The 16,958-nt window shown below is 63.3% G+C and carries 17 protein-coding genes and 1 pseudogene; 13 read left to right on the plus strand and 5 right to left on the minus strand.

All coding sequences use genetic code 11. The features are described from left to right. The first annotated feature begins 1 nt into the window (after position 1). The 8 genes from AC0QUY_RS17285 to AC0QUY_RS17320 all read left to right on the plus strand — a co-directional run bounded on the left by AC0QUY_RS17285 (position 2) and on the right by AC0QUY_RS17320 (position 7,520). Positions 2-724, plus strand: coding sequence for a phosphoadenylyl-sulfate reductase (locus AC0QUY_RS17285; RefSeq protein WP_475387816.1), 723 nt, complete (start codon positions 2-4; stop codon positions 722-724). 138 nt (positions 725-862) lie between these two features. Further along, complete coding sequence (locus tag AC0QUY_RS17290) at positions 863-1,852, plus strand: sulfate ABC transporter substrate-binding protein (protein ID WP_161850203.1); 990 nt, start codon at positions 863-865, stop codon at positions 1,850-1,852. Between the two features lie 69 nt (positions 1,853-1,921). Further along, positions 1,922-2,728: a sulfate ABC transporter permease subunit CysT gene (gene cysT, locus AC0QUY_RS17295; RefSeq protein ID WP_475387817.1), complete on the plus strand. Its 807-nt coding sequence runs from the start codon at positions 1,922-1,924 to the stop codon at positions 2,726-2,728. 10 nt (positions 2,729-2,738) lie between these two features. Next, positions 2,739-3,716, plus strand: a complete 978-nt coding sequence (gene cysW, locus AC0QUY_RS17300) for a sulfate ABC transporter permease subunit CysW (RefSeq protein ID WP_475387693.1) — start codon at positions 2,739-2,741, stop codon at positions 3,714-3,716. Then, complete coding sequence (locus AC0QUY_RS17305) at positions 3,706-4,755, plus strand: sulfate/molybdate ABC transporter ATP-binding protein (RefSeq protein WP_161850201.1); 1,050 nt, start codon at positions 3,706-3,708, stop codon at positions 4,753-4,755. Before cysW ends, AC0QUY_RS17305 begins: the two co-directional genes overlap by 11 nt. Positions 4,756-4,909: 154 nt before the next feature. Continuing rightward, a complete protein-coding gene (locus AC0QUY_RS17310) occupies positions 4,910-5,446 on the plus strand; it encodes a CAP domain-containing protein (protein ID WP_161850200.1) in 537 nt (178 codons plus the stop codon). A 104-nt stretch (positions 5,447-5,550) separates the two neighbouring features. Further along, positions 5,551-6,726 carry a DUF3734 domain-containing protein gene (locus AC0QUY_RS17315; RefSeq protein WP_475387694.1) on the plus strand — a complete coding sequence of 392 codons (1,176 nt, stop codon included), beginning with the start codon at positions 5,551-5,553 and terminating at the stop codon, positions 6,724-6,726. Positions 6,727-6,731: 5 nt separating this feature from the next. Further along, on the plus strand, positions 6,732-7,520 hold the full coding sequence (locus tag AC0QUY_RS17320; protein ID WP_475387695.1) for a 3-hydroxybutyrate dehydrogenase: 789 nt from the start codon (positions 6,732-6,734) through the stop codon (positions 7,518-7,520). 173 nt (positions 7,521-7,693) lie between these two features. Here AC0QUY_RS17320 and AC0QUY_RS17325 read toward each other — a convergent pair whose 3' ends face one another. Beyond that, positions 7,694-9,055, minus strand: a complete 1,362-nt coding sequence (locus tag AC0QUY_RS17325; RefSeq protein WP_202639178.1) for a flippase — start codon at positions 9,053-9,055, stop codon at positions 7,694-7,696. A 351-nt stretch (positions 9,056-9,406) separates the two neighbouring features. Here AC0QUY_RS17325 and AC0QUY_RS17330 point away from each other — a divergent pair, with 351 nt between their 5' ends. Together AC0QUY_RS17330 and AC0QUY_RS17335 are read left to right on the plus strand one after the other, a co-directional pair. After that, complete coding sequence (locus AC0QUY_RS17330; RefSeq protein ID WP_475387696.1) at positions 9,407-9,589, plus strand: hypothetical protein; 183 nt, start codon at positions 9,407-9,409, stop codon at positions 9,587-9,589. 105 nt (positions 9,590-9,694) lie between these two features. Further along, positions 9,695-9,949: a hypothetical protein gene (locus AC0QUY_RS17335; protein WP_475387697.1), complete on the plus strand. Its 255-nt coding sequence runs from the start codon at positions 9,695-9,697 to the stop codon at positions 9,947-9,949. A gap of 181 nt (positions 9,950-10,130) precedes the next feature. Here AC0QUY_RS17335 and AC0QUY_RS17340 read toward each other — a convergent pair whose 3' ends face one another. After that, complete coding sequence (locus tag AC0QUY_RS17340; RefSeq protein ID WP_161850194.1) at positions 10,131-10,967, minus strand: protein-disulfide reductase DsbD domain-containing protein; 837 nt, start codon at positions 10,965-10,967, stop codon at positions 10,131-10,133. 137 nt (positions 10,968-11,104) lie between these two features. On the opposite strand from AC0QUY_RS17340, the gene AC0QUY_RS17345 reads away from it, so the two are divergent. Beyond that, positions 11,105-11,755, plus strand: a complete 651-nt coding sequence (locus AC0QUY_RS17345; RefSeq protein WP_161850193.1) for a YqgE/AlgH family protein — start codon at positions 11,105-11,107, stop codon at positions 11,753-11,755. A gap of 110 nt (positions 11,756-11,865) precedes the next feature. On the opposite strand, the gene AC0QUY_RS17350 is transcribed toward AC0QUY_RS17345, so the two are convergent. Then, complete coding sequence (locus AC0QUY_RS17350) at positions 11,866-12,753, minus strand: TauD/TfdA dioxygenase family protein (RefSeq protein WP_161850192.1); 888 nt, start codon at positions 12,751-12,753, stop codon at positions 11,866-11,868. A gap of 99 nt (positions 12,754-12,852) precedes the next feature. Next, positions 12,853-13,632 (minus strand): annotated as a pseudogene (locus AC0QUY_RS17355) (SDR family NAD(P)-dependent oxidoreductase). A 224-nt stretch (positions 13,633-13,856) separates the two neighbouring features. Here AC0QUY_RS17355 and AC0QUY_RS17360 point away from each other — a divergent pair. Together AC0QUY_RS17360 and AC0QUY_RS17365 are read left to right on the plus strand one after the other, a co-directional pair. After that, positions 13,857-14,591, plus strand: coding sequence for an SDR family NAD(P)-dependent oxidoreductase (locus AC0QUY_RS17360; protein WP_475387698.1), 735 nt, complete (start codon positions 13,857-13,859; stop codon positions 14,589-14,591). Between the two features lie 89 nt (positions 14,592-14,680). Further along, complete coding sequence (locus AC0QUY_RS17365) at positions 14,681-15,055, plus strand: CsbD family protein (RefSeq protein ID WP_475387699.1); 375 nt, start codon at positions 14,681-14,683, stop codon at positions 15,053-15,055. A gap of 148 nt (positions 15,056-15,203) precedes the next feature. On the opposite strand, the gene AC0QUY_RS17370 is transcribed toward AC0QUY_RS17365, so the two are convergent. Beyond that, entirely contained in the window at positions 15,204-16,922 is a 1,719-nt protein-coding gene (locus AC0QUY_RS17370; protein WP_475387700.1) for a DUF459 domain-containing protein, read from the minus strand. Positions 16,923-16,958 lie beyond the last annotated feature (36 nt).

A 16,958-nucleotide genomic window follows, 5' to 3' on the forward strand; every position in this document is an offset into this window, starting at 1 on the left:
GATTTCGCAGCCCGCCGTCACCGCTGAAGCGACGATCCTTCGATCGGCGCAGACGCTCGACCATGCCCTGCGTGACGCTTCGCCGGCGCAGGTCATTGAAGCCGCGCTGAAGGCCGTCGGCCGCGAGCAGCTTGCGCTGGTGTCGTCATTCGGCACGGAATCGGCGGCGCTACTCAAGGTGATGGCGGACGTCGATCCCGCCATTCCCGTGATCTTCCTCGATACCGGTTGGCTGTTCGAAGAGACGCTCGCCTATCGCGACACGCTGATCGCTGCGCTTGGCCTTCGCGATGTCCGTTCAATCAAGCCGCTGGAAGAAGCGATCTCGCGGCAGGATCCCGATCGCGAATTGTGGTTTACCGATCCCGACGCCTGCTGCCGTATCCGTAAGGTTGAGCCGCTGGCGCGGGCGCTCAAGCCGTTCTCGGCCTGGATCAACGGGCGCAAGCGTTTTCAGGGCGGCGCGCGCGCCGAGATTCCCGTCGTCGAGGAGGACGGCGCGCGGCTGAAGTTCAACCCGTTCGCCAACGTGTCGCGTGAAGAGATCGAGGCGATCTACAAGCTTGCCAAACTGCCGCCGCATCCGCTGGTCGCCTCGGGCTACCTCTCGGTCGGCTGCATGCCGTGCTCGAGCCGCGCCGCGGCGGACGAGGACGCGCGTGCTGGCCGCTGGCGCGGCAGAGCCAAGACGGAATGCGGCATCCACACGATGAAAACTTCGTAGAGTCCGGTCTTGATAGGACAATGAAGCTGCGGAACCAAAAACTATGAAACGCGGTTTCATTGACTAAGCGACCTTTCGTCGCGACTTATGCGCTCCCGCTTTGATGATATGTTTCATCGAGCCGAATGGAGATCGATGATGATCCGTCGCATTCTGCCCCTCGTTGCTGGATTGCTCTGGGCGAGTTCGGCTTTCGCTGCCGACGTTACACTGCTCAACGTATCCTACGATCCGACGCGCGAGCTCTATGCCGATTTCAACAAGGCGTTCGTCGCGGCCTATCAAAAGGAAACCGGCAAGAGCGTCGAGATCAAGCAGTCGCATGGCGGTTCGGGCTCGCAGGCGCGATCGGTGATCGACGGCCTGCAGGCGGATGTCGTGACACTGGCGCTGGCCTATGACATCGACGCCATCGCCGCCAAGGGTCTGGTGGCGCCGGATTGGCAGAAGCGTCTGTCGCTCAATTCCGCGCCCTATACTTCGACGATTGTGTTCCTGGTCCGCAAGGGCAACCCCAAGGCCATCAAGGATTGGGACGATCTGATCAAGCCCGGCGTGCAGGTGATCACGCCGAACCCGAAGACTTCGGGCGGCGCGCGCTGGAATTACCTGGCGGCGTGGGGCTTTGCGGAAAAGAAATTCGGCTCCGCTGACAAGGCGAAGAAATTCGTCGGTGATCTCTTCAAGAACGTGCCGGTGCTCGACACCGGCGCGCGCGGCTCGACGGTGACCTTCGTCGAGCGCGGCGTCGGTGACGTGCTGCTGGCGTGGGAGAACGAGGCGTTCCTGGCGCAGCGCGAATTCGGCAAGGACAAGTTCGAGATCGTAGCGCCGCCTTTGTCGATTCTTGCCGAGCCGCCGGTGGCCATCGTCGACAAGGTTGCCGATAAGAAGGGCACCCGCGCCGTCGCAGAGGCCTATCTGAAGTATTGGTATACCAAGGAAGGTCAGGAAATTGCCGCACGCAATTCCTATCGTCCGCGCGATTCGGAAATTGCGAAGGAATATGAAAAATCCTTCGCCAAGGTCGAACTTTTCACGATCGACGACGTTTTTGGTGGTTGGACCAAGGCGCAGAAAGATCACTTCGGCGAAGGCGGCATTTTCGACCAGATTTACAAGAACTGATCTGGCGAACGGGCGGCCGGAGCGGAAGCAGGGGGATTTGTGAGCACAGCGGTCGCACGGCGGAGTACCCTGCCCGGGTTTGGTCTTACCATGGGCCTGACCCTGACATGGCTCTCCGTCATTATATTGATTCCCCTCGCTGGCCTCTTTCTGAGGACGCTTGAGCTTTCTCCGGGGCAATTCTGGGAAATCCTCACCAGCCGCCGCACCTTGAATGCGCTGAAGATTTCGTTCGGCCTCTCCTTTGCCGCGGCCTGCGTCAATCTGGTGATGGGCACCATCATCGTTTGGGCGCTGGTGCGGTATCGCTTTCCAGGCCGGCGGATATTCGACGCCATCGTCGACATTCCCTTTGCGCTGCCGACGGCCGTCGCCGGCGTGGCACTGACGCAATTGTTCGCGCAGAAGGGCTGGTTGGGCGCGCCGCTGGCCGAACTCGGCATCAAGGTGGCGTTCACGCCGATCGGCATTTTCGTGGCGATGGTCTTCATCGGCATCCCCTTCGTGGTGCGGACGGTGCAGCCGGTCCTGATCGATCTCGACCCTGAAATCGAGGAGGCGGCCGCGAGCCTCGGCGCCAACCGATGGCACACGGTGTTCAGGGTGATCCTGCCAAGTCTCATGCCGGCGCTATTGACCGGCTTTGCGCTGGCGTTCGCCCGCGCGGTCGGCGAATACGGCTCGGTGATCTTCATCGCCGGCAACCTGCCCAACGTGTCGGAGATCGCGCCGCTCTTGATCGTCATCCGGCTTTCCGAATTCCGTTATGCCGATGCAACGGCAATTGCCGTCGTCATGCTGCTGGCTGCGTTCGTGATCATCTTCGCCGTCAATCGCCTGCAACGCTGGGCGCAAACCCGCGTTCCCGCGTACTGAGGGCCTGGAGATGTCGACTCAAACGAGCTTTGTGACGCCAGCGACCCGGTTGCAGGCCTATAGCTCCACGGCAGATCTCGCCATTTCTCCGCCGTCCGCGCGCGAGGCGAGCACCCGTGCCCGCGCGGCTGTCGCCTCCAACAAGGATCTGCGGAGCGAGCCCGGGCCGATCCGCTTCATCATCATTGCGCTGGCGATTTCCTTCCTGACGATCTTCGTCGTGCTGCCGCTGGTGGTGGTATTCGCATCGGCCTTTTCCAAGGGCATCAGCGCCTATTTCACCGCGCTTGCCGAGCCGGAGGCGCTTTCGGCGATCAGGCTGACGCTGCTGGTGGCGGCGATCTCGGTCGGGCTCAATCTGGTGTTCGGGGTGATCGCGGCCTGGGCGATCGCCAAGTTCGAATTTCCCGGCAAGACCTTCCTGATCACGCTGATCGATCTGCCGTTCTCGGTCAGCCCTGTCATTTCGGGTCTGGTCTTCGTGCTGCTGTTCGGCGCGCAGGGCTATTGGGGCACGTGGCTGCAGGCGCACAATGTCCAGATCCTGTTCGCCGTGCCCGGCATTGCGCTGGCGACGATCTTCGTGACGTTCCCGTTCGTCGCCCGCTCGCTCATTCCTTTGATGCAGGAGCAGGGCACGCAAGAGGAAGAGGCGGCGATCTCGCTCGGTGCGTCAGGTCTGCAGACCTTCTTCCGCGTCACTCTGCCCAATATCAAATGGGGCCTGCTGTATGGCGTACTGCTGTGCAACGCGCGCGCCATGGGCGAGTTTGGCGCGGTGTCGGTGGTCTCGGGCCATATCCGCGGCGAGACCAACACCATGCCGCTGCTGGTCGAGATCCTCTATAATGAATATCAATTCGTGGCGTCGTTTGCGATTGCTTCGCTGCTGGCGATGCTGGCCCTGATCACGCTGGTCGTGAAGACCGTGCTCGAACAGCGCCTGGACGAAGGACAACCTCCAAGGGACGAGCCAAGTGACCATTGAAGTCAAAAATATCGTCAAGAAGTTCGGCTCGTTTGCCGCGCTCGACAATGTCGATCTGAAAGTCGGCAAGGGCGAATTGCTGGCGCTGCTCGGCCCGTCCGGTTCAGGCAAGACCACGCTGTTGCGCATCATCGCAGGCCTCGACTGGCCGGATGCCGGCGAGGTGACGATCGACGGCGAGGATGCGCTGGGTCACGGCGCCAGCGAGCGCCATGTCGGCTTCGTCTTTCAGCACTACGCGCTGTTCCGCCACATGACGGTGTTCGAGAACGTCGCCTTCGGCCTGCGCGTGCAGCCGCGCGCCGTGCGCAAGGACGAGGCCACGATCCGCGCCCGTGTCAAGGAATTGCTCGACCTCGTGCAGCTCGATTGGCTGGCCAACCGCTATCCGAGCCAGCTCTCCGGCGGCCAGCGTCAGCGCATTGCGCTGGCACGCGCGCTCGCGATCGAGCCGCGCATCCTCTTGCTCGACGAGCCCTTCGGCGCGCTCGATGCCAAGGTGCGCAAAGAGCTGCGGCAATGGCTGCGCTCCCTGCACAATGAGATTCACGTCACCTCGATCTTCGTCACCCATGATCAGGAAGAAGCGCTCGAAGTCGCCAACCGCGTGGTGGTGATGGACAAGGGCCGCATCGAGCAGATCGGCTCACCCGGCGAGGTCTATGACAACCCGGCCACCGCCTTCGTCCACGGCTTCATCGGCGAATCCATCGTGCTGCCGGTGGAGGTGACAGGCGGTTTGGTACGGCTCGGCGACCGGCCGCTCAACATCGCCGCCGATGGTGCGGCCTCCGGCGCCTCAAAACTGTTCGTCCGCCGCCATGACATGCAGATCGGCCCGGCCGGAACCGGCTCGCTGGAGGGCGCGGTGCGCCATGTCCGCTCATTCGGCCCGATCCAGCGGGCGGAGGTGGCGTTGACGGGCGGCGAGGGCAAGACCGTGATCGAGATCGACGCCCCCCGCGACCGGGAACTCCAGGCCGGCGAGATTATCGGCCTGCAGCCCCGCCGCTACCGGATCTTTGCCGCGCAGGATTGACGACGAAGTCGTCATTCCGGGATGGTGCGCTAGCACCAGACCTCAGGGGCGCAATTGCGCCCCGGGGAATCTCGAGATTCCGGGTTCGATGCTCCGCATCGCCCGGAATGACGATCCAACTAAGCCCCCCGTTCACCATTCAGCCACGGTTGGTATGCAACAACGGCCGTCCAACCTTGGGGGATTCCTTTCCGTGAAACGGGCGACCACCGCCATTATCGGGCTTTTGCTGCTTGCCGGCTGCTCGGCCGACGTCAAAATCCCGGATCAGCCGGCCATGTATCTTGATATGGCCCAACCCGGCGCCACGCTCGATCCGGTCGCTGCAGCGGTCATGATTTCGCAATACCGCCAGAATAACGGCCTCGGGGCCGTGGTCGTCGATCCCGAGCTGACCAAGCTCGCCGAGCGGCAGTCGCAGGCGATGGCGGCCCGCAACAAGATGGACCACAATGTGAAGGGGCCGCTGGAGAAACGGCTCGGGGCCTCCGGCTATCCGGCGACGCTTGCGGTCGAAAATGTCTCGGCCGGCTACCACACCCTGGCGGAGGCCTTCTCCGGCTGGCGCGACTCTCCGCCGCACAAGGCGAATATGCTCAAGAACGGTGTCACAAAATTGGGCATCGCGGCGAGTTATGCTCCCAACACCAAATACAAGGTGTTCTGGACGCTGATTCTCGCGTCGACCTGAGGCGCGATAAAGCAGGCGTGATCCTTGCTTGGAACCCGCCTGATTGACGCCGTCGCGAACTGCCGCCACGGTGCCGCGTCTTTGGCAGCCATCTGACGGTCATTATGGATCATTCCGATACCGCGCCGGCGACCACGCCCGCCAAGGCGCAGCGGGTGCTGGTGTTGCAAGGCGGCGGGGCGCTCGGCTCCTATCAGGCCGGCGCTTTTCAGGCGCTGTGCCGTTCGGGCTTCGAGCCGGAATGGATTGCGGGCATTTCGATCGGCGCCATCAATGCCGCCATCATCGCCGGCAACGGGCCCGAGACCCGCGTCGACCGCCTCAAGGAATTCTGGGAGATGGTGTCATCCCCGGTGCCGTGGAATCCGATTTCGAATGGCGACCGCGCGCGCTCGCTGTTCAACGAAACCTCAGCCGCTTTGATTGCGACCTTCGGAGTGCCCGGCTTCTTCACGCCGCGCATTCCGCCGGCGCCGTTGTGGCCGCCAGGCAGCCGGCAGTCGCAGAGCTATTACGACACAGCGCCGCTGAAGAAGACGCTGGAGCGGCTGGTCGACTTCGACCGCATCAACGATCTGAAGACGCGGCTCAGCGTCGGCGCGGTCGGCGTGAGCTCGGGCAATCTCAAATATTTCGACAATTTCGAATTCAGGAAGCTCGGCAAGAAGATCGGCCCGGAGCACATCATGGCCTCCGGCGCGCTGCCGCCCGGATTCCCTTCCGTCGAGATCGAGGGCGAGCACTATTGGGACGGCGGCATTGCCTCCAACACGCCGCTCGATCACGTGCTGGGTGAGGAAAGCAATCGCGATCTCCTGATCTTCCAGGTCGACCTGTTCAGCGCGCGCGGCGACTTGCCGACATCGCTCCTGGAAGCCGCCGAGCGCGAAAAGGACATCCGCTATTCCAGCCGCACCCGCATGACCACCGACAAGAACAAGCAGGTGCACAACGCGCGCAAGGCGCTGCGCGAGCTGCTCGGAAAGCTACCCGATGATCTCAAGAACGATCCGGCGGTGGCAGTCCTCTGCAACGCGGCCAAGGAAAACACCGTCACCGTGGTGCACCTGATCTACAAGAGCAAGAACTACGAATCCTCGTCGAAGGATTACGACTTTTCGCACGTCGCCATGATCGAGCACTGGAATGCGGGCGTCCGCGACGTTCATCTGTCGATGCGTCACAAGGATGTGCTCGAGCGCCCGCAATCCGGCCAGACCATGATGGCATACGATATGACGGGGGATGTTCCCAGGTCCCCCGGAAGCAAGCAGGAGTGAATGCAATGGGTACATTAAAGGGCAAGACGGCTGTCGTGACCGGCTCGACCAGCGGCATCGGACTGGCTTACGCGCGCGCTTTCGCCGCCGCAGGCGCCAATGTCGTCCTCAACGGCATGGGCGTGCCGGCCGATATCGAGCGTGAGCGCTCCGGCATCGAGACCGATTTCAAGGTCCGCGCCGCGCATTCGTCCGCCGACATGACCAAACCGGCCGAAATCGCCGAAATGATCGCGCTCGGCGAGAAGACCTTCGGCTCGGTCGATATCCTCGTCAACAATGCCGGCATTCAGTTCGTGTCGCCGATCGAGGAGTTTCCGCCCGAGAAGTGGGAAGCCATCATCGCCATCAACCTGTCGTCGGCGTTTTACGGCATCCGCGCCGCGGTGCCCGGCATGAAGAAACGCGGCTGGGGCCGCATCATCAACACGGCGTCCGCCCATTCGCTGGTCGCCTCGCCCTTCAAGTCGGCCTATGTCTCGGCCAAGCACGGCATCGCCGGCCTCACCAAGACGGTGGCGCTGGAGCTTGCGACCTTCAAGATTACCTGCAATTGCATCAGCCCTGGTTATGTCTGGACGCCGCTGGTCGAGAAGCAGATTCCCGAGACCATGAAGGCGCGCAACATGACCAAGGAGCAGGTCATCAACGACGTGCTCCTCGACGCGCAGCCGACCAAGGAATTCGTGACCTCGGAACAGGTCGCAGCGCTGGCGCTGTTCCTGTGCAGCGACGATGCCGCCCAGATCACCGGCGCCAACCTGTCGATCGACGGCGGCTGGACCGCGGAGTAGTGTCAAGGCTTCCGTCATTGCCGGGCTTGACCCGGCAATCCATCAAACGAAAGTCTTTACGAAGAAGATGGATGCCCGGGTCCCGGCTACGCCAAGGCTTCGCCGTGGCTTTCCGTGTTGGCGCGCCGAAGCTTCAGCGGAGGCGGCAAGCCCGGGCATGACCAAGAAGTGGCTCAGCCGTGCTTCCCGAAAGCCAGCACGTGCAATCCGAGCCGCCGGCGCACGATCCAGAACAACAGCACCGTTTCGAACGCCAGCGAGATCGAGGTCGCGGCTGCCGCGCCGTGGCCGCCGAAGCGCGGTACCAGGGCGACGCAGAGCACGACGTTCATGACAAAGGCCAGCGCATAGGCCAGCGCGCAGATGTGCTGATGGCCGAGCATGTTGAGCAACCGCTCGACCGGGCCGATGGCGGCGCGCACCAAAAGTCCAATCGCGGCAATGAACATGATGTCGTAGCCGACCACGAATTGCGGGCCGAACAGCCACAACAGCGGCTTACCGAATGCCAATAGCGCGATGGTCGCGGCCAGCGACGGCCAGAACGTCCACTGGATGGCGTGCGCCACATAGGCCGCCAGGCGCGCCTTATCGCCTTGCGCGTGATATTCGGCAAAGCGATGCGCCGTCGTTGCCGCCATCGCATAATGAATGAAGGAGACCAGCGCCAGCGTCTTCACCACGGCGAAGTAGATGCCGACTTCTTCCGAGGAGCGGAATTGCTGCAGCACCAGCACGTCGGTGTAGGACAGCAGCAGGTAAAAACTTTCGACCATCAGGATGGGCAGCGAGACGGCGAGCCAGCCGCGGAAATCATAGGCCCTGGCGCCAGGCTCGACATGGTTGCCGAGCTTGCGGTTCAGCACGATCATCTGGCCGATCATCGCAATCCATACCGCCGCGGCGCTCGCACACATCGCGGCGGTGGCGCCGAGATTGAAGCCGAGCACGACGGCGCCGGCGGTCAAGCCGATAATCAGCGATTGCCGCACGATGAATTGCGGCATCAGGCCGAGTTGCATCCAGTCATGCGAACGCGCGATGCCGTCCTGGGTGTTGGCGACGACGAAGGCCGGTAGCGTTAGGCAGCCGACATAGAGCGGAACGATCGCGTTGGCGTCGATCCACGGCGACAATCCCTTCACCACGCCCGCCAGCAGCAGCGAGACGATCGAGGAAACGATGAACGTCATCCAGCGGCTGCCGGAGAGAAAGCCGCGCAGCAGGGCATGCTCGCCGCGGGTACGATATTCCGGAATGATCTTCTGGGCCGACGCCGAAATGCCGAAATCCATCATGCTGCCGAGCAGCAGCACCCAGGTCCAGACATAGACATAGACGCCGTAATCCGAGCCGCCCATCCAGCGCGCCAGCAGGATCTGCGAGAGATAGGCTAGTGCGGCGCTGAGCACGCGGATGATGAAGATCGTGCCGGCTAGCCGCTTCGTGACGGAGGCCTCATGCGTGCCGCCGAGCAGCGCGCGCAGGCGCGCGATCAGGCCGGCCGGCGGAGCGGTTGCGGATTGCGTATCCATCACGGCCACAAGGGTGCATCCCCGAAACGCGCCGCGAGGCGGCGGCGATGATCGGATGTATCAACCATTCGTTAAGATTCGGTTGGGTGGGGGCCGTAGGACGTAAGGACCGATACCGAACGCGGCTTTGCGCAACTGCAATTCGGCGTCCACCTGATCAGGCCCTGGAATTGCTGCCGTTTGATTGCCGACACCGCAAATGATGAAGCGATTAGGAACAAAACTGCCGGGCCGTCGCTTAATGCCGCGGAGCCATCGCCCGCCGTTCACAACGGCGCATGTCGCGGATAGCCAAAGGTCTTCGGATCCGCCGTTATTCATACAAGGCGCTCGCGCGGATAGCCAAAGGCGATGGCTGCCATCCGATCCGCCCGCAAGATGGATGACCCAAGCGATCTGGTTCTGGCCTTGTTGGGATTGGCGGTGGCTGCCGTCATGCTGGTGGCGGGCGCGCTGTATCTCATCATGACGCCCGATCCCATACCGGCCCGCACGGTGCCGCCGGCCGTGCAGGCAGTATCGGCGGTTTCGTAACTTCGATAGAGCGTGGGTGCCTCTTGGCTCCCTGGGCTGGCGGGAACTTTTCTGATTTTCCGTAATTTTGAGCTTTGGCTGCATTGTGCGGCCGGGGAGGAAAGAATGAAACTGCTTATCACCGGTGTAACGGTTGCCGCGGCGCTGGCCATCAGCCCGGCTTCTGCGAAGATGATGGCTTGCACGAGCGAGAACATGGCCAAGCTCGTCACGTCCAGCAACGCTATGCCTGACACGCCTGGTAAGGCGGCGATGATGAAGGAGATGGGCGCGGCAAATGCCGCTATGGCGAAGGGCGATATGCGAGGTGCTTGCAAAAGCTATATGCGCGCCCAGCAGATAAGCGGGCAGAAAGGCTAGGGTGTTTATTACACAAAGGAGAGCCGGCGTGGCCGGTTCTCCTCGGATCGAAAGCACTCGCTGAACTGGCTTGGAAAAGCCTGCTGGGGCCCTCGGCGAGCAATGGCATCTTGCGCGCCGCTGATGGCACGGACGGCAGTGGAGGACGTCGCGAAGGCTGCGCCCGTATTGCCGTCGGACGTCAATTCAGATTCACGTTGAACTCGTAGGCCCGGTCGCCACCGACGAGCGTCAGCTTCAGCGCGGCGCCGTCCGGGCTGGCGCCGGGCGGCAGGCCGTCGAGTTCGAAGGCAAAGCGCTTGACGCCGGGCGGGCTGTTGCCGACGAGCTTTGGAACCGGCAGCGCCCAGTCGGGCGTCGGGCCCTCGACGAACAGGCTGACTTCCTTGGCCTCGGGCGCGGTCACGTCGACCAGTACGTTGTTCTTTCCCTCGCGCTTGACGTCGCGGATGGTCAGCGGAATGGGGTCACCGATATTGGCCGGCTTCGGCACCGTATTGAGCGCATCGGACAGGTTGCCGTCCTCGGTGCTTGCGACGCTGGAAAATGCGAGCTCGGCATTGGCATCGACGGGAATGCAGATCTTGTCGCAGACCGCGTAGCTGATGTGGGCCCGCAGCGTCACCGGCTTGTCGGCATTCTTGGCAACGATCCGCAACGGCAGCACGACCTGCTGCTTGTATCCCAGTGCGGTGCCGCCTGCGCCGTCGTCAAATTTCATCGGCGCCGGCCACAGCACGGTAACGGCTTCGACATTGTCGGATTTGGAGAAGTCGAAGCGCGGCGGCACGCCGGAATCGCCGGGTGTTCGCCAATAGGTTTTCCATCCCGGCTGCAACTGGATGGCGACGCCGCCGAGCAGCACCGTGCCGCTGCGCGAACCCGCCAGCAACCGCACCGCGGAATGCGCGTCGCGTTGCCATGGCGAAGCATCCTCGGCGCGAACTTCCGACGTCGCACACGCGACATATAACGCGGCGACGCCGAGTGCGGCGCGCAAGGGAACTATGACGCTCATGGCACGTCTTTACAGGCAAGTTTCGAGGCAAACCATTGAATTGCGTGTGATCGGTTGCCCGATGGTGTCGGAAGCTTGATTGACAGAAACCGTACCCGATATCAGGATATGAGCCAGCAAGAGAAAGGCCTTTGCGGATGAGCCCTGAAGGCAAGACACCGAAGCCTGTCCGCCGCAAATCTGCCGACTTTGGCGATCATTCGCCCGGCGACGGTTACCTGGACGGCCGGCTGCTGATTGCCATGCCGGTCATGGGCGATCCGCGCTTCGAGCGCTCCGTCATCTACATGTGCGCGCATTCCTCGGAAGGGGCGATGGGCATCATCGTCAACCGTCCGGCCGGCAGCATCGACTTTCCCGGTCTCCTGGTGCAGCTCGACATCATCGAAAGGGCCGACCAGATCAAGCTGCCGGAAAACGCCGAGACCATGCAGGTGCTGAAAGGCGGTCCGGTCGATACCGGGCGCGGCTTCGTGCTGCATTCGAGCGATTTCTTCATCAAGGACGCGACGCTGAACATCGACGACGGCATCTGCCTGACCGCGACGGTGGACATTCTCAAGGCGATCGCCAAGGGCACCGGGCCGAAGCACGCCATCCTGGCGCTGGGTTACGCCGGCTGGGCGCCCGGGCAGCTCGAGAACGAGATCCAGCACAATGGCTGGCTGCATTGCGACGCCGATCCGGATCTGATCTTCGGCGACGATGTCGAAGAAAAATACCAGCGTGCGCTGCGCAAGATCGGCATCGACCCCGGCATGCTGTCGAACGAAGCCGGGCACGCCTGATTTCGTCATTGCCGGGCTTGACCTGGCAATCCATCCAAAAAGATGCTTTTGCGGAGGTGAGTCATGCGCGGGTCAAGCCCGCGCATGACAGTCTGCGCGCGTCGATGGACCTACTCCGCCGCCTGCTGCTGCACCGTCGGTTCGGTGCCGGCAACAGTCGCCCGGCGCATGTCGCGCGGCTGCGACTGGTCGTAGCGGCGCACGCGGTGCATGGTCTGGCGGTTGTCCCACATCACGAGGTCATGCACGGTCCATTTGTGGACGTAGACGAATTCCGGCTGCGTGGCGTGCTCGGTCAAGTCGCGCAGCAAAAGCCGCGCCTCGGGCATGCTCATGCCCAGAATCGCGCCCGCATGCGATGACAGATACAGCGACTTGCGGCGGTGCACCGGATGCGTCCGCACCAGCCGCTGCAGCACCGGCTTGAACATCTCTTTCTCTTCGTCGCTATAATCCAGGAAGCCGAGCGAGCCGCGCGAATACATCAGCGAGTGCTCGCAGATCAGGTCCTCGATCTCGGCCTTGGTCTCGTCGTCGAGTGCGTCATAGGCCGCGCGCATGTCGGCGAATTCGGTGTTGCCGCCCTTGGGGTTCACCACCCGCGCCGACAAAAGCGAAAACTTCGCCGGGATCGGGCGGAACGAGCTGTCGGAATGCCACAGGCAGTTTCCGAGATTGAACAGATGGGTGCGGCTGTCGCGCGGCAGCGGCTTGCCGTCCTTGCCGAGATTGGAAACGTCGTTCAGCCCCGTGGTCAGCCTGTAGTCTTCCTTCTTGGTGATGGTGCCGCCGCGCGCTTTCTCGCGCTCGCCGAAATTCAGCGCAAAGGCCAGTTGCTGTTCGTCCGTGATGTCCTGGTTGCGGAACAGCAGTACGGCGTATTTGTCCATGCCGGCTTCGATGTCGGCCGCCTCCTGCGGCGTCAGGGGATTGCGCAAATCAACGCCCGAAACCTCGCCGAAAAAATGCGGATGAAGCTGCCGGATCGTGACCGTCATGGCGTTTTCTCCAGGATGAGGCGGGCGGTTTGTCCCGCTCTGTTTGTGAGAAAAATTACTCCCCGACGTGTCCAAGTCAACGCTGCGGGTGCATGCCCGCTACGCATTCCGCGCCATCAACCCGCCGTCGACCGGGATCACCGCGCCGGTCAGGAACGAGGCGGCCGGCAGTCATAGGCTGAGTGTCATGTGTGCGACTTCCTCAGGATCGCCGTAGCGGCCCAGCGCGGTGCGGCGCTTGGCGTAGATCGTCTTGTGCTCTTCGGAAATCCGCTCGGTGATCGCGGTGCGGATCGGGCCCGGGCAGATGCAATTGACGGTGATGCCCTCGCGGCCGAGCTCGACGGCGAGCGAGCGGGTGAGGCTGGTGACGCCGCCTTTCGCGGCGGAGTAGGGGCTGTGCAGTGCGGTGGCGCCGAGTGCCTCGGTGGAGGCAATATTGACGATCCGCGGACATTTCGACCGGCGCAGATGCGGCAGCGCGGCGCGGATGATGCGGGGATGCGCGGTCAGCATCACGGCCAGCGCCCTGTCCCAGGCTGCTTCATAACCGTCGTCGCCGATCGCCACGCGCACGGAGATGCCGGCATTGTTGATGACGATATCGAGCGAGCCGAAATGGGCGGCAACGTCGTTGACCACCTTGGCGATCTCGCCGGGATTGGCGACATCCAGTGCCCACGCTTTCGCCGCACCGCCCTTTGCCGCGATCTCGCCGGCGACGGCCTGCGTTGACTCGGCATTGATATCGGTGACGGCGACATTGGCGCCTTCGGCCGCGAACACCAGCGCGGTGGCGCGGCCCATGCCGCTGGCGGCGCCGGTGACGAGAACGGTCAATCCTTTGACCGAGCGGCTGAGCTGTTTGAAATCTGACATGATGCGATCCGGACAGAGATGCAAGGCGCGTTGCAGGATTGACAAGGCTGGCACCGATCCGCAGACAGGTCAAACCAAGCCGAGCGAGGTGAGAACGTGACCACTATTGGCGGTCTGCAGATCCGGCGCCTCAAGCAGAACGGGCGGTATTGCGACCAGACTCTCATGGTCGAATTCCTCGACGAAGGTTCGAAATAGAACACACAACAAGAAGGATCGCAGGGATGAACGAACTCGATTTCAGTGGCAAGCAGGTGCTCGTGATCGGCGGCTCCAGCGGCATCGGCAACGGCATCGCGCAGGCGTTCCGAGCCAAGGGCGCGCACGTCGCCGTCTGCGGCACCCGCGCCAGCGCCGCCGACTATTCGGCCGACGAAGGCTCGCATCTTGATGGGCTCGATTATTTCAAGCTCGACGTCAGCGACGCGCGGGCCGTTGAAGCCTTCCAGCCCTCCTTCGCGCAACTCGATGTACTCGTTCTCGCGCAAGGCGCGGTGATCTACCGGCGCGGCGAATTCGAGATGGACGGTTTTCGCAAGGTGCTGGAGGTCAATTTGATGAGCCTGATGGCATGTGCGACCAAATTTCAGACGATGCTGAGCGCGAGCAAAGGCTCGCTCATCATCGTTAGCTCCACCGCTGCCTATCACTCCACCATGGGAAATCCGGCCTATAACGCCTCGAAGACCGGCGCGGTGGGGCTGACGCGCACGCTCGGCGAGGCATGGGCCGAGAACGGCATCCGCGTCAACGGCATCGCGCCGGGACTGGTCGACACCAAGATGACCAAGGCGACGACATCAAATCCGAAGCGCCTCGAAGGCGCGCTGGAGCGGATCCCGCTGAAGCGGCTCGGCACGCCGGCCGACATGGCCGGCGCCGCGCTGTTCCTGGCCTCGCCGCTTGCGTCCTACATCATCGGCCAGACCATCGTGGTCGATGGCGGGCTGATTTTGTGAGCCCGGTGCGGTGACCAAGGGCGTTTCGAACGGGCAGGAACCCGACCGGGTCTCGCTGGTTACATCCTCTGAAAACAGGAGTAACCGCGATGGACAAGGATCGGATTGCCGGCTCGGCCAAGGATTTTGCGGGTAAGGTTGAAAGCACGGTCGGCGACATGGCCGGCGACGCCAAGACGCAGGCCGAAGGCCGCGCACGGGAGGCGGCCGGTACAGTGCAAAATCTGTACGGTCAGGCCAAGGATGCCGCCCGCGACGCTACTGATGCTGCCGTCAATTATGCCAAGGATGCTTATGAAAACAGCGGCGACACCGTTCGCAGCGGTCAGAAGGCAGTGGCGAAAACCGTGCAGGAAAATCCACTCGGCGCGCTCTTGGTCGCTGGCGGGATTGGATTTGCGCTGGCGCTGTTGATGATGCGCCCGCCACGCCGTCCGCCGTCACGCTGGCGCTACTACGGCTGAGCGCTCGTTTAGCCAACCGTTCGTCATTGCCCGGTGCGCAGTCGTGCATCCTCTAAGGATGCGCGTTGGCGCAGGCCCGGAAATCCCCACTCACGATGTGAATATGCTTGCCGGACGCGTCGCTGTGCGACGCCCAGAATGACGTAGATTATCGCGTGAAATTGCCAGGTGGGACTTCGGCCGATCGTCCGACACTACCCGGCGGGCGCGGCGCACCGGGAGCAAACGGTCCACGCGGCGGCGCGGCTGTGGGGGGCGGCGCGGGCTGGCGCGGTGCGGCGCCGAAGCCGCCGAAGAAATCGCGCAGCGACGGCCCGTTGTTTTGCGCCGGCCGAATCTGCATCGGTGGCGGGGGCGGCGGTCTCCTCTGCTGCAGCGTTTGCTGCGGCGGCGGAAGCAAGAGCTGCTTCTGTCCGGGCACTGCCGCCGCGGTTCCGCTCGGCGAGGCGGCCGCTACCGGCGTATCGCCCTTGGCCTGCTCGCGGCCGATTTCCCGCCGGGGCCAGGCGTAATCGTCCGCACGGCCCGCCGGCGCGGCCAACGCTTCACCCTTCACCAGCGTGCGCGCCGCGAGCGCATCGACCGCGGCCGGACGCGAGCCGGGGCCACCCAGCAACTGATCGGTGCCGACGGAGGAGGCGACGAGCGGCATAACCGGTCCGGCCAACGGACGCGGCGCCGGCTGGCCGGGCGCGACACTGGCCTCCGGCGTTGTCGGCTCGATCGGCACCGCGATCGGTCCGGAGCGCGCGGCAAGCAGGCGCGTCACCTCGCGCTCGACATAGTGCGCGAGTTTGCGTGCGCCGGGCCTGGTGAAGAAGACGCCGTCGGCGGTACGGAGCTGGCGGATCTGGCCTTCGAAGTCGGGACCCTTTTGCAGGAAGCGGCCCGCTTCATCGACAAAGCCGTCCCAGATATCGACATAGGTGATGCCAGCCTTGCCGGCGCCGTCGCGATAGAGCGCATCCAGGAACAGCATGTCGGCCGTTCCCTTTGGTCCGCGGATCGCAGGCAGGCCGACCCACAACACCGGCACGCCCTTGGTTTTCAGCACGCCGATCAGCTCTTCGATCTTCTTGGCGTAGAGTTCGACCCAGCGCTCGTCGCGAAACTCGTAGACCCCGCCGCCCGAGCGCGCGCTCTTCTCGGGGCCTGTTTGCGGCGTGTCGTTGTCGGCGTCATCCGGCGACAATTCGGCGTCGACCGGCTTTTCGTCGCGTTTGGCCGGGTCGGTCGAGCCTTCCGGCTTCGGCTTGGCGTCGCCGGGTTTGGCGTCCGGCTTGCCGCGCGCGTCCTTCTTCTCTTCCTTCTTGTCGGTCTTCTTCTCAGGAACCGCCTCGCGGATCGCCACGCGGTCGTTGAGGCCGAGCATGACGACGATGGCGTCGGGCTTTTCGGTCGCGAGGATGGCCTTCGCGGCGGCGGCCCAATCGGCGGGCTCTCCGCGCGGCTGATACTTGATCAGGCCAGAGACGGTCTTGTGCTTGCGGATCACGCCCATGTCGGGCTGCTCGGAATAGGCGTCTTCCAGGCCATAGCCGAGCCAGTCCGCCATCGCGTCGCCCAGCACCAGCACGTTACGTTCAGGCAGCGTGTCGCGCTTGGCCGGCCCGGGAGCACGGGAGAAATCCTGGCGCGGCGCCTGGGGCTGCTGCTGCTGTTGAAATGGCGCAAAGAAATCGCCACCGAACCAGCCGCCGCCACGCTGCGGCGCTTGCCGCTGCGGCGGCCCGCCAAAGCCGCCGAAATTGAAAAACTGCGCGGAAGCCGGTCCCACGATCCCGACCAGCATCGCGATCACGACCGCCAGCACGGCCAGAGGACCGGTATCGGTGAACACGCGCAAGAAGGACTTTGGCTTTCGCATCCGGCTCGGTCGCAAAATGGATCGTGAACGGTCAAA

The organism is Bradyrhizobium sp. WYCCWR15520 (genome assembly GCF_056174665.1).